Genomic DNA, 12771 nt, shown 5'->3' on the forward strand with positions numbered 1-12771 from the left:
GGGCACAGAGGAAAAAAGCTGATTAAAATCCCCGTGTCCCCGTGTCATTTTTCCAAATGCCCACCAAACTCGTAGCGCAACGCAGAGATGAGTTTATTTGCAAATTCTGATTGACCGCGAGAGCTAAATCGTGTGTAAAGAGCTGTACTAAGGACGGGAGTTGGAACTGCTTCTTCAATGGCTGCCATTAGTGTCCATCGACCTTCTCCAGAGTCGGATACGCGTCCCCCAAAGTCGGTTAAGTCGGGATCTTTGACGAGCGCCATAGCTATTAAATCAAGTAACCAAGAGCTAATCACGCTGCCCCTGCGCCATACCTCTGCTATATCTGCAAGATTAAAGTCGTATTGGTAAAATTCAGGATTTCGTAAGGGAGCCGTTTCTGCATCGACTTGATGCAATTGTTTCCCAATATTAGCATGGTGAAGAATGTTCAACCCTTCGGCATAAGCTGCCATGATGCCGTATTCAATGCCGTTGTGAACCATTTTGACAAAGTGCCCTGCACCGTGAGAGCCACAATGCAAATAGCCCTGTTCAGCTGTTCCCCCCATTAACTCACGACCAGGGGTGCGCGGTGCAGCTGATACACCAGGAGCCAGCGCTGCAAAGATGGGGTCAAGATATTTCACCACCGCCAATGCACCACCAATCATGAGACAGTAGCCGCGTTCTGCCCCCCAAATGCCACCGCTAGTTCCACAATCAATGTATTCAATTCCTTTGACTTTTAATTGATCTGCACGACGAATATCATCAATGTAGTAAGAATTGCCACCATCAATGATAATGTCGTCAGCGTCTAGAAACGGGATGAGAGTCTGTAGGGTAGCATCTACTGTCGCGGCGGGTAGCATCAGCCAGACGGTGCGGGGTGGCGTGAGTGCTTCGATGAGTTCAACGAATGATGTTACACCACGAGCGATCGCTCCTTCCTGAACCAGCACCTCTGCTTTTTGTGGCTGACGAGTGTAGCCAATGACGGTATGTCCAGCCTGGGTTAAACGGTGTGCCATGTTAGCTCCCATTCGTCCTAGTCCTATCATTCCCAGTTCCATAACATGCCCTGTATTCAAGTGAGAAAAATTGGGAGTATCCATCCCGCAATAGCGCCAGTACCGCAGATGGCTGTTAGAATTGAAAAAACTTCAGTTCGGCTAAACTCTATTAACAACAAATGTTCGACAGACTGGTCTAATGCCATATCCAGGGTAAAAATGCCAATCCAGAATAGAGCGATCGCTATTGCCCAGCCCAATAATCCGCTTGATATCGATGCTCCAGTTAGAATCCATGCAGAACCGAATGTGAGAGATAACAATCCCGCCCAGACGGGAAAGCCAGTGAGTATGCAGGCACGGACTGTGGCAATTGCCAAAATGAACATCGGTATTGCAATCGTCGAGAAATGGCGATCGAGCCAGAGAGTCCATCCCAATCCTCCAAATCCCAGCATTAGCACCGTCAGCCAAACTAGACTATAGAGAAAATGTTTCCAATAAAATTCTTTTGATTCTGGTCGGTTATGGTCTTGTTCAAATGTGGTTACAATTTTGTTAACCATAGGTCTTATACCTCTCTACAAAGACGAATCAGTTAACCAAGCCTGAATCTAGGATTTGTCCAATTTTTCCCATTTCCTTATCTTCTTAACGAATCTGCCCTAACGTTAGTTGGCAAATCTAAGGAAAATCTGAGCAGATACTGATACTAAATTGCGTTTAGAAACACTTATCTCTGCTTTTACAAAAGCATTGCTCTTTAAACGTCCTCATTTTTTGCTTAGATTATGTCGCTACAATTCCCATGTTGATCTAGTAATTAGCTCATGCTGCAAGAGGAACCCTAGGGAGTGAGATCATGACTAAACCGATTCAAATTCTGTTACAGACAACAATTCCCACCAATGAAGATGATTGGTCTATTGGGCGATTTTCTTTGCTAAAGGACTATTTAGCTTCGTTGAAAAGTGACACTGGGGAACCCCTGTACCAGGTAACAGCAAGGGATCGAGAAAATACTGCTGAAAAAAACGATCCAGTTTTAAGTACGCTGGATAATTCAGATTTTGATGAACTGTGGCTGTTTGCTGTGGATGTAGGGGATGGCATAACTCCAAAAGAGTGTCAGAGCATCAGTGCCTTCCGTCAGCGCGGCGGCGGTTTATTGGTCAGCCGTGACCATCAAGATGTAGGTTGTTCGGTTTGCAATCTTGGTGGTGTCGGCGCAGCCCATTACTTTCACAGTAAGAATCCCGATCCCGATCCCTCGCACCACTACCCTGATGACATCTACACTAAGTATATTTCCTGGCCCAACTTCCATTCTGGGTTAAATGGTGACTATGAGAAAATTACTTTCATAGAACCCATTCATGACTTACTCAAGAATCCTACATCACCTTCTGAGGAGATTGAATTCTTTCCGGCTCATCCCCATGAAGGAGCCGTAGGTGTGCCTGCAAACGAGAAGAATGCACGAGTAATTGCCTTGGGTACAAGCTCAGTCTCCGGTCGGGACTTCAACTTAGTAGTTGCTTTTGAAAGTACCCAGGATGAACAAGGAAATATTTTAGGACGTGCGATCGCTGAATCAAGCTTCCACCATTTCGCCGACTACAATTGGGATGTTGATATGGGCGCACCTAGCTTTGTAACCGAACCCCCTGGAGATGGGATGAAGCAAAACCCACAAGCCCTTGAACATATTAAAGCCTATGTGCGAAACTTAGCCCTCTGGCTGGCTCCTACCTCAAGTTAAAGGAAAGTCTCCCATCCTTAAAGACTATGAGTAAACAGCCTTTATCAAACCTTTTTCGATATGTCTTAATTACGAATTACATTAGCGTAGCGGTAGCAAGCCCGCGTTCGCTTTTAGCATCTCGTAGAGAGCGTCATTACGAATTATAAATTAGTATCACTTCCTGCCTGAGGTCATTCTGCAATCCATCCGATGGTATTGTCTCTATGCCTTCAGTTATCGAGAACTGGAAGAGATGATGCAAGAGACAATAATAGGCTTGGCTCTAGTTACGATTGGTGTAGTCATCTCTTGCCGGGGCTTGAAAACTATCTCTGACGACGCGTGGCGCGTTTTAGTAGTAGTCATCGGGCTGATCTGCATCATTTTGGGAGTTGCTATCAGTCATTGGATTGTCAAACTGTTGCTCTTCATACTTTTGCTGATGCTAAATGTTGATCCAAACGGGCGTGGAACTAGCGAAGACACTGTTGGCGAAACATTGCTTAACAATTTTGGCAAGTAATATTGCACAAAAGAGCCATAACTTCGCCTTTGTATAGCAATGGAGAAATTTTGGTCGCTAAGGAAATTGGTGGTGTTGAAAGCCAGGCATAACAAGCATTTCAACAATTAGTATCAATTCAGCCTACTCTGATATTTGAAGGGTTTAACTGTCCCACTTTTGACTAAAAATGGGACAGTAGAGTTGTCCTAGCTTGATTTTGCGTTGATACAGCTTGCTCACTGTAGTCGCCCCAATCATCGAAAATGGGACAGTTGCTCTTAGCGACCATTTTTTCTTTGCTGCTATACAAGCGTTCTTTTTGCAAGATATTAAATAATTTTGAAAGATGAAATATTAAATCCTTTACTGATAACTCACCGTTCGCGTAATCCAAATAGGAAATAATTAATTCCCGAAAAGTACTTGAAAGTATTGCTATGTCTAGCTTTGATATTTTAAACTGGGGGATAAGTCTCTTGCATACCAACTTTCACAAAACATATTGTCAGGAATCTAGATTTGTTGAGAGCGATCGCAGTATTGATTGTCTAAGTCTCCAAAGTCTAGATATCCCAATGCTTAATGCGTTTCATTCATGTATGACAAAGCTTTTAGCCATTTGGCTCAATTCTTTATTTCCTGAATCGATTACGCGAACAGTGAGTGATAAGTCTCTTTACATATATACATATGTAAAGGAAGACTCATAAATTTTTTTGTTAACTGTTAAAAATAGGAAAGATGGCTGTGATTTTGAAATCCTACCTATATTTAGAGTATGCGTTTATCTCAAAACACTACTCCAGCAGCCACAGAAACGGAAGTTTTGATTACAGAGGAACTAGCTGGTCGTCCAACAAGACAGGCAGACTTAGCTGATGAAAACCAAGCCCTCCACACACTATCCCAACACCTGAGTGATGAACCGCAATTACTACTCAAAACTCTAGTGCGGATTGGACTGGAATTATGTCAAGCTGATTCAGCCGGAATTAGCTTACTGGAAACACAATCCAATGGCGAATCTAGATTTCGCTGGGTAGCAATTGCAGGCGCATTGGAGTTTTTAGAACAAACCACGACTCCCGGTAATTTTAGTCCCTGTGGCACGACACTTTCTGCTAAACAAGTACAACTTTATACTTATCCAGAACGCTATTTTACTTACTTACATCATCCACTGTTCCCGATTGTTGAGGGATTGCTAATTCCGCTATACATCAATAATCAACCATTAGGCACTCTTTGGATTGTGTCCCATCAGGAAACACGACGCTTTGATGGTGAGGATCATCGGCTGATGAGCCGTTTAGCAGGTTTTAGTGCTTCTGCTCTGCAAAGTCTTAATTATTGGCATCAAAAGGCAGAGAATGCTGTACGTCAAGAGCAAGCAATTCGTGCAAAGCTCAATTACACTCAAGCTCAGTTTGAGGCACTGGTAGCAAATGTGCCTGGGATAGTATATCGTTACTCACCCTGCCCAGATCATCCTTATCGATTTACTTTTTTCAGTTCCGGCTGTTATGAACTATTGGAATTGGAGGCACAAACAATTGTTCAAGACGGCAATGCCTTTGTGCAATTAATTCATCCAGAAGATGTAGACTCGTTTAAATCTTCAGTCACTCATGCTGTAGAGAATTTTTTACCCTGGCGGTGGGAAGGACGGATTATTACTCCATCAGGTAAACTCAAATGGATTGTTGGTAGTTCCCGTGCCGTGCCAACGACAGAAGGCAACGCATGGGATGGGATACTGATAGATATTACAAATCATAAACTGGCAGAAGCAGAGTTACGCCAATCACGAGAAGAAGCCCAAGCCGCAAACCGAGTAAAAGATGAGTTTTTAGCGGTGCTTTCACATGAGTTACGCTCACCGCTAAATCCGATCTTAGGTTGGTCTAGTCTTCTTTTAAAACGCAAGCTCTCTGAAGCTAAGATAGAAGAAGGACTGGCAACTATTCACCGCAATGCTCAATTGCAATCAGAACTGATAGAAGATTTGTTGGATGTTTCACGCATTTTGCGAGGCAAACTTAACCTGAATTGCAGTCCGGTAGACCTTACAGCTACGATTATGGGGGCAATGGAAACGGTACAGCTGGCAGCCCAAGCCAAGTCAATCACTCTGCAAGCAGCACTTGAACCAAATATTGGTCAGGTTAGAGGTGATGCAACTCGTTTGCAACAGGTGATTTGGAATCTGCTCTCCAACGCCGTCAAATTTACCCCTCCGGGCGGACAGGTGAACATCCATTTAGAGCAGCTAGGCAATGTGGTTCAAATTACTGTTAGCGATACAGGCAAAGGTATTGCTCCTGACTTTCTAGCTTATATTTTTGACTACTTCCGCCAAGAAGATGGCTCCATCACTAGAAAGTTCGGTGGGCTAGGATTAGGTTTGGCGATCGCACGCCACTTAGTAGAACTGCATAGTGGCACAATCGAGGCGCAAAGTCCAGGTGTTGACCAAGGAGCTACTTTTATCATCCGATTACCATTAATGTCTCCCCAGCCGACAACAACTCAGGATAGTAAATTGTCTGATTTATCCATTGATTTGAGTGGTGTCAAAGTTTTAGTAGTGGATGATGAGCCTGATACTAGGGAATTGGTTGCGTTTGTGCTAGAGCAGCATGGAGCCAGCGTCACTGCCGCTTGTTCAGCACAAGAGGCACTAACCATACTTAACCAGTCTAATTTTGATGTTTTACTGAGTGATATTGGGATGCCTAATATTGATGGTTATATGTTGATACAGCAACTCAGAAATTTATGGCCGCAATATAGACAAATAAAAGCCATCGCTTTTACAGCTTATGCTGGTGAAATAAATCAGCAACAGGCACTAAAAGCTGGTTTTGATCGGCATATATTCAAACCAATCGAACCATTAACGTTAGCACAAGCCATTTCTGACTTGGTTCGCTCTACTTAGCCATTCGTCACATCAATAATATAGTCAGTCGCGCTAAATTTTTGGGCTAATACGTGGCATCAAGAGCGAATATTATTGATTCTACACGAAAATCACTCTAAGCCGTTGACCCCAGAACAGCTATCTCGGCTCAACCTCATTGTCTCGCACCGTTCTTGCTCGGTCGCACCAAGGGCGATCGCTGCATCAACTACGATGTCGTAAAACTTCCAATTGTTATTTGGTTGGAAGTATTTCTTAATCACCCATTTCTTGCCTTTGTTTCGGTGTTTTCGATATGCTCATTTAATGAGCATTCTGAACACTTTATGATCAACGTAAGAGAACGTCCTAGAACTGACCGCATTTCGGTAGAAATTTCTCCATCCTCTTAATATTGGGTTAGGGACTTCCAAAAAATAAAATATACAAATCATAAAAATGTATCCTGTCAGAAATGTTGAATGTTAAGAAAAGTTAGATAAAAATAGCCCAAAATATAGTATTTTTGGGCGAATGATTAAAAGATATTAGTTTAATTGTGATTATAAATTCATTTCCCAAAATTGTCAAAGACATCCTGAAAAATCTACCAAAAAACGATTATTCTATATTGAACAGTCGTCTATTCTTTAAGTGCTGGCTATCGTATGCCCTGGATAACAGTTTAACCAGTATGCGAGATTTATTTAAAAGATTAAATAACACAGGATTTGATTTAGATATTTCTACTTTTTCCAAAGCAAGTTCTCATCGCACACAAAAACCTTTTCAAGAAATCTATCAGAAATCAAGTGAACTATTACAGCACAAAAGTCATAAAAAACTACATGATAAATATGCTATTTGTCCCATCGATTCAACAATTATTACTCTGACAAGTAAGTTGTTATGGGTACTAGGTCATCATCAAGTAAAGCTGTTCAGTTCCTTAAATCTATCCACAGGAAGTCCATCAGATAATTTCATCAACTTTGGTAATGACCATGATTATAAATTTGGCTCAAAAATGATGTCTAATCTCTCGCTAAATTCTGTTGGTGGCAATAGATAGGGGTTTCGCTGGATTAAAATTTATCCAAGAATTAGTACAAGAAAATAAATATTTTGTGTTGCGGATAAAAAACAATTGGAAACTAGAATTTCAGAACTCAACTGGATTAGTCAAAGTCGGTACATCTGATGATGCTCAAGCTTATAGAGTCATTAATTTTTGTGATTTAGACACGAAAACTAAGTTTCGCTTAGTGACTAATTTACCAGCATCGGGAGATGCCGCAGTTAGTGATGATGAAATTAGGGATATTTATCGATTACGTTGGGGAGTTGAATTGTTATGGAAGTTTTTAAAGATGCACTTAAAACTTGACAAATTAATTACTAAGAATGTCAATGGTATCACTATACAAATTTACGTTACTTTAATAGTCTATCTAATTTTACAGATGTCATCTATCCCATAACAATGGGGACATACGCTATTAGATAAACTCCGCTATTTACAATCTTGTATGTGTCAGAACATTTATGTTCATTGGTTTGAGGAGATTATGTTTTATTGACTATTTTAGGCTTTTTAGAGCTAGTGTAACTAGATATGTAAAGTTTCGTATTAAGATTCAACATTTCTGGATTTGATGTTTATGTTTAAAATCGCCGAAATGCATAACTTTTTTATTTTGAGTCATGCGCTCTGCCAGAATCTGCCAATAAACTTCTTCATAGCTATCTACCATTTTTTGTACGTTAAAACAATTCTCCACATGTTGACGACAAGCATGACGATCTAGTTTTGCCACTTTGTTAACGGCATTAACACATTCAGAAATACTATTACAAATAAAGCCAGTTTTTCCGTGAACAATTACTTCAGGAACTGAACCTAAATTCATGGCGATGACTGGTGTTCCTGCTGCCATTGATTCTGTCATTACCAAACCAAAGGGTTCTCGCCAAGTAATCGTAAATAAAGTTGCTACTGCACCCCCCATCAAAGCATTCTTTTGAACATGGTTAGCTTCACCCAAATACTGAATTTGCTGACCATCAATTAAGGGCTGAATTTCTCGCTCAAAATACTCTATATCAACGACATCCACCTTAGCTGCCATCTTTAAACGCCAACCAGCCTCTTTTGCAATCTGTATTGCTAAGTCTGTTCCTTTTTCTGGTGAAATTCTTCCCAAAAAAGCCAGATAAGGTGGTTCGTCCGGCTGAGGATGAAACTTATGACTACTGATATCAATGCCATTGTAGACAGTTGCTACATAATTCAACCCTAGCCTAGATTCACGTTGGGAATTGGAAATACTTACATAGGGCTGCTTTTTGGCATATTGAAACATCTTTTCGTTATCAGGGGTAAAGATACCATGTAATGTGGTAACTGTCGGTGTCTTTACTAAATTTGCATAGGGCAACGCACTCCAGCCCATATGTGAATGAATTATGTCAAAGGTTTGGGCTTGCTCATATACCAAAGCCAGTTCCAACATTTCATAGATGTTACACTCTTTGATGCTTGAATCTAGTTTCAAAGCATAAGGATGAACTGATTGCAGCTTTGCCAAAGTTATTGAATCTCCCGATGCAAATAGCGTTACTTCATGCCCTCGCCGAACTAATTCATCGGTCAATAAGCCCACGACTAATTCTGTTCCACCATAACCAAGAGGTGGAACTCTCTCCCAAAGAGGAGCAATTTGAGCAATCCGCATAGAAACTCCTAAAAACTTAAGACTAGAATTTCAAGAAAGTCTTTCTTTTAAAAAGGGTTTTACAGTGTGCGCTTGCCCTTGACCGCAGCTTCCGTAACACTACCCCTATATGTCTTTTAATTATCAAACTTGGGACAAATTGATTTTCCTAACTTTTCTATTGCTTAGAGTTATAGTTAAAAAAAAAATTACTTATATTCTTTCAATAGTCTTAGGTTTCCAATAAATTGATACTTCAAAAGTAGTAATTGGCAGTTACCATATTTATATACAAAAATACTTAGTTAATTTACAAAACAGTTGCGTTTTCAGAAGCAGAAATGGTGTTAGCACAACGCCAGCAAGCCTTCTCCCAAAAAGCAGAACAGCGCGAACGCATCTAAATATTGGTGTTGCATAATAGAGGGATGAATTAAATTATTTTTAGCAGTAAGCTAAGACGGCGCTTTTTTGACAATCAAGCTGTTAAGTTATTTCTGCAATGTACTGCACTTAATCGCATGATTCAATTAAGCAAACCAGATAGCTACAAAGTGGAAAAATAATCATTAACTCTGCTAATAGTTGGTGTGTCTTTTTTCTGTTTCATGCAACAAAGCCTAAAAAAGGCATTGCACTCTAACCTCACCACCCCAGTTGCTCAATAATCTGCTCGCCAAGCTGCAAGACATTGAACGGCTTCAGGATCACTCCAGCAAATTCAGAGGGGTCAAATCCCAGCGAATCGTCTGACGGGTCTGTGGCGGTAAACAAGATAACCGGAATCGACTGCGTAGTCGGATTAGTTTTCAAAGATTGCAGCATAGTCAGTCTATATTGACCACACAGGCTCAGATCGAGCAAAATCACGTCTGGTTGCTGCGTTTCTGCCTGCATCAGTCCTGCCTGTGCAGACTCAGCTGTGAGGATTTTCCAGCTTTTGAGGCGTTCTAGCGTGAACTTGACAATGCTGCACAGGTCAGGTTCGTCGTCAATCACCAGGATGCATCGATTTGTATAAGAGGACATAATACCAATTCGTTATTCGTAATGAAGGGGCGTCAGATTTAATCTGGTTTCATGCGATCCAACTTCTCTCTAAATTGATTGATGGAAAATAACAAAGTACGTTCGCGTAGCATTGCCGCTAGCATCATTATTTGAATCAATCCCTTGAGAGCTAATTTGTAAACTAAAGTAAACTACTTGTCTAGTAAGGGTTTTAGGCATTTAAGTTAATAAAGCGCTTATTCGCTGAAACTCAGACCTAGTAATGAGTTAAGTACCCTTAAGATTTTCTTTACGAATCAGCTCTAAGGGATGAAGTATCAATTACTAATTAGGAATTTCCAAGAAATAAATTATCCAATTTATTCATAATTCTATTTTTCTTACTCCCCCTGCTCACGCCAGTTTGCTCAAGTCGGGAAACCCTTTCGGCAGTTCCTCCTGGGGGAAACCCCCAAGATCGGACTGCCGACGCTCCTGCGTCGCTACCGCTACGCTAACACCACAGCACTGGCTCCCCTGCTAACACAGTGATTGGTTATTTTTTTATTTGGAAGTCGCTTATTTTAAATCCCTACCAGGAATTGAAATTTAAAATTCGCTGAATCAAATCGGCTTCTACGATTGGTTTTAAGATATAGTCATCTGCCCCCGCTGCTAGGGCCCGGTACAGGGTATCAGCATCGGCATGAGCCGATAACAACAACACAGGTAGCCGACTCCAACGCGGATCGCTCTTGACTACCTGGCATAGTTCAATGCCGCTAAACCCCGGCATAGCAACATCCAGCAATAGCAGATCGGGAGTGGTGGCTTCCAAGTATTGCCAAAACTGGCTTGAATCTGCCAAGGTTGTGACCTGAAAGCCCCACGGTTGCAGTTGGGCTTCTAATATGGACAACAATGCCGGATCGTCATCCACAATCAGCAGTCTGGCATTGATAGTGTCAATCCGGTGGAGGAGTTGGCTGACGGCTTGAAACACTTCGGTAGGCGTGGCAGGCTTTTGCAAAAAGGCGTTGGCTCCTAAACGGGTGACTTCCACACGCTTGGTTAAATCGCCAAGTCCTGTCAGCACCAGCACAGGAATAGTGGAAAATTGGTGCTTCAACTGTGCCAGTAGGGTCAAGCCGCTTTCGGTGGTATTGGGAAAGGTAAGATCCAATATGATGGCATCGGGTGTGAGGTACTGAAGGCGTTGGCGGGCGAGGGTAAGGTCAGTGACGGTTTCCAGGTGAATGCTCCAGTTTGAAGCATTTGCCTGCATTCGCTCAATCAAGTCAGTATCATCATCAATCAACAAAACCACGCGATCGCTAGACTTCAGCACTGGAGTGGGCGCTGTTGTAGTAAAAGTGGGCAACTGCTGGATAACTTGCCTCAGTTGCCCAAGCAGCGATTTTAGTTGAACCGCTTCCTCTGATTGCACAGCAGCCGTTGGTGTTTTCAAGGTGCGTTCGATCTGGCGGGCAAGTTCTGCTGCTTGCGGCATACCAAATGCCCCCAAAGAGCCAATCAGCCGATGGGCGATGGTCTGGGCGAACTGCCGTCCGTCAAGCGTGAGACTATTAGTAAAGAGGTGGGCGATCGCCTCCTCCAGCTTTGCTAGTTGGCCCTGCAATCGCTCCTGAGAATCCTGCCACATCTGCTGAATTGCCGCCACTGCCTCCGCCTCTGCATCATATCGATTTGCATTCAGCAGGTAGGATGAGGAAAACGCAGAGATGGGGAGATGCGGTGAACCAGCACCTTGGACTGAGCCGCTTTGCGGTGAAGAAGTCGGAGTCTTGGATGTCGCATTCTCCACTTGGGGAGCCACCCCTGTAGGCGGGTTTCCCGACTTGAGGGGAGTGGCTCCATTTCCCGTCGAGTCCGTTAGCGCAGCGTTAGCGACGTTAGGAGCGTCACTTCCGAACCCAGAAGGCAAAGACTTGTGGCGACTGGTCGCCCCAAAGGGTAACGCGGAGAGCCTATCAAATATATTCCCCGTGTCCCCTTGTCCCCGTGTCTCCGTATCCCCACGTCCCCGCGTCTCCGTATCCCCGTGTCCTTGCTCCGACCCCTGCTCCCGCTCTTCTGGCACAGATTTCAGCCGATACCCCAGCCCATACAATGTTTCAATTGGATCGGAATTCAGCCCAGCCATCTGGAGTTTGCGCCGCAACCCGCGAATTTGAGTTGTTATAGCTTCTTCACCGGGACATTCATCAATCGAACAGATGCGATCAAGCAGAGTCCTTCGGTCAAAAATCCGCCGCGGATGTCGCAAAAATAGCTCCAGCAGTTTGTATTCTTTAGGCGTGAGATGTAAGCCTTTGCCTTGACACATGACTTCGCAATTATTCGGATCGAGCTGCAACTGACCCCAGCAGAGTACTTTGGTTAATACTGTGCTGCCTCGTCGCAGTAATGCCCGAATCCGAGCTAGCAGTTCTGATAGCTCATAGGGTTTGGTAATATAGTCATCTGCTCCTGCCTCAAAGCCTGCTATTCTATCTGCCGGATTAACCTTCCTTGTGAGCAGCAAAATAGGCTCTTGCTGATTCTGTGTCCTTAGTTGGCGACACAGACGAATTCCATTCTCATCGGGTAGCATGACATCTAGCACGATCAGGTCATACTCTGTTGCCTCAGCTAACTCTAGTGCCGATCGACTATCACTAGCGGTATCAACTGTAAACTGCTGTGCTACCAAAGAAGTGGTGAGAGCAGCCGCCGTATCTCGATCATTCTCAACGATAAGCAGTTTCATAAAACCTATTTTTCAGGCAATTGAGCCAAGTATTTCAAAGGCAACCCGAAGCAAGCAAGTTATGTTTTAGAGAATGGTTTTCAGTAATTTCTCTCGCGCAGTTTCATCTTTGAGACGGGCAAAGAATTCTCAAATTTACCTAATTAGG

General features: G+C 42.9%; 10 protein-coding genes and 1 pseudogene. 4 read left to right on the plus strand and 7 right to left on the minus strand.

What is annotated here, in order from left to right; all coding sequences use genetic code 11:
- Positions 1 to 44: 44 nt before the first annotated feature.
- A complete protein-coding gene (gene gnd, locus ACX27_RS24795) occupies positions 45 to 1100 on the minus strand; it encodes a phosphogluconate dehydrogenase (NAD(+)-dependent, decarboxylating) (protein WP_235526362.1) in 1056 nt (351 codons plus the stop codon).
- On the minus strand, positions 1073 to 1564 hold the full coding sequence (locus tag ACX27_RS24800; protein WP_011316749.1) for a hypothetical protein: 492 nt from the start codon (positions 1562 to 1564) through the stop codon (positions 1073 to 1075). The genes gnd and ACX27_RS24800 overlap by 28 nt, the downstream gene beginning before the upstream one ends.
- 296 nt (positions 1565 to 1860) lie before the next feature.
- Between ACX27_RS24800 and ACX27_RS24805 the strand changes: the two genes are divergently transcribed.
- The 3 genes from ACX27_RS24805 (at position 1861) to ACX27_RS24820 (ending at position 6188) form a co-directional block, all read left to right on the plus strand.
- A complete protein-coding gene (locus tag ACX27_RS24805) occupies positions 1861 to 2760 on the plus strand; it encodes a hypothetical protein (protein ID WP_011316748.1) in 900 nt (299 codons plus the stop codon).
- Positions 2761 to 3019: 259 nt separating this feature from the next.
- A complete protein-coding gene (locus tag ACX27_RS24810) occupies positions 3020 to 3265 on the plus strand; it encodes a hypothetical protein (protein WP_235526363.1) in 246 nt (81 codons plus the stop codon).
- Between the two features lie 760 nt (positions 3266 to 4025).
- Positions 4026 to 6188, plus strand: a complete 2163-nt coding sequence (locus tag ACX27_RS24820; RefSeq protein ID WP_011316746.1) for a hybrid sensor histidine kinase/response regulator — start codon at positions 4026 to 4028, stop codon at positions 6186 to 6188.
- A 92-nt stretch (positions 6189 to 6280) separates the two neighbouring features.
- Here the strand turns inward: ACX27_RS24820 and ACX27_RS32575 are convergent, their stop codons facing one another.
- Complete coding sequence (locus tag ACX27_RS32575; protein WP_153228379.1) at positions 6281 to 6433, minus strand: hypothetical protein; 153 nt, start codon at positions 6431 to 6433, stop codon at positions 6281 to 6283.
- A gap of 36 nt (positions 6434 to 6469) precedes the next feature.
- Positions 6470 to 6604, minus strand: coding sequence for a group II intron maturase-specific domain-containing protein (locus tag ACX27_RS35865; RefSeq protein WP_083468830.1), 135 nt, complete (start codon positions 6602 to 6604; stop codon positions 6470 to 6472).
- A gap of 104 nt (positions 6605 to 6708) precedes the next feature.
- On the opposite strand from ACX27_RS35865, the pseudogene ACX27_RS24825 reads away from it, so the two are divergent.
- A pseudogene (locus ACX27_RS24825) lies at positions 6709 to 7729 on the plus strand (IS4 family transposase).
- A 57-nt stretch (positions 7730 to 7786) separates the two neighbouring features.
- Here the strand turns inward: ACX27_RS24825 and ACX27_RS24830 are convergent.
- The 3 genes from ACX27_RS24830 to ACX27_RS24840 form a co-directional block, all read right to left on the minus strand.
- On the minus strand, positions 7787 to 8884 hold the full coding sequence (locus ACX27_RS24830) for a glycosyltransferase family 4 protein (RefSeq protein WP_062296339.1): 1098 nt from the start codon (positions 8882 to 8884) through the stop codon (positions 7787 to 7789).
- Positions 8885 to 9508: 624 nt separating this feature from the next.
- Positions 9509 to 9892, minus strand: a complete 384-nt coding sequence (locus tag ACX27_RS24835; RefSeq protein ID WP_011316742.1) for a response regulator — start codon at positions 9890 to 9892, stop codon at positions 9509 to 9511.
- Positions 9893 to 10445: 553 nt separating this feature from the next.
- Positions 10446 to 12623, minus strand: a complete 2178-nt coding sequence (locus tag ACX27_RS24840) for a response regulator (protein WP_062296340.1) — start codon at positions 12621 to 12623, stop codon at positions 10446 to 10448.
- Between the last annotated feature and the right edge of the window lie 148 nt (positions 12624 to 12771).

Origin of the sequence: Nostoc piscinale CENA21 (assembly GCF_001298445.1) — a bacterium.
Lineage (GTDB): Bacteria > Cyanobacteriota > Cyanobacteriia > Cyanobacteriales > Nostocaceae > Nostoc_B > Nostoc_B piscinale_A.

Excerpts from the sequence above, each read along its gene's own strand:
- ACX27_RS24835 (WP_011316742.1), bottom strand. The coding sequence starts at position 9,892 with ATGTCCTCTTATACAAATCGATGCATCCTGGTGATTGACGACGAACCT.
- ACX27_RS24830 (WP_062296339.1), bottom strand. The coding sequence starts at position 8,884 with ATGCGGATTGCTCAAATTGCTCCTCTTTGGGAGAGAGTTCCACCTCTT.
- ACX27_RS24800 (WP_011316749.1), bottom strand. The coding sequence starts at position 1,564 with ATGGTTAACAAAATTGTAACCACATTTGAACAAGACCATAACCGACCA.
- ACX27_RS24820 (WP_011316746.1), top strand. The coding sequence starts at position 4,026 with ATGCGTTTATCTCAAAACACTACTCCAGCAGCCACAGAAACGGAAGTT.
- ACX27_RS35865 (WP_083468830.1), bottom strand. The coding sequence starts at position 6,604 with ATGATTTGTATATTTTATTTTTTGGAAGTCCCTAACCCAATATTAAGA.
- ACX27_RS24840 (WP_062296340.1), bottom strand. The coding sequence starts at position 12,623 with ATGAAACTGCTTATCGTTGAGAATGATCGAGATACGGCGGCTGCTCTC.
- ACX27_RS24805 (WP_011316748.1), top strand. The coding sequence starts at position 1,861 with ATGACTAAACCGATTCAAATTCTGTTACAGACAACAATTCCCACCAAT.
- gnd (WP_235526362.1), bottom strand. The coding sequence starts at position 1,100 with ATGGATACTCCCAATTTTTCTCACTTGAATACAGGGCATGTTATGGAA.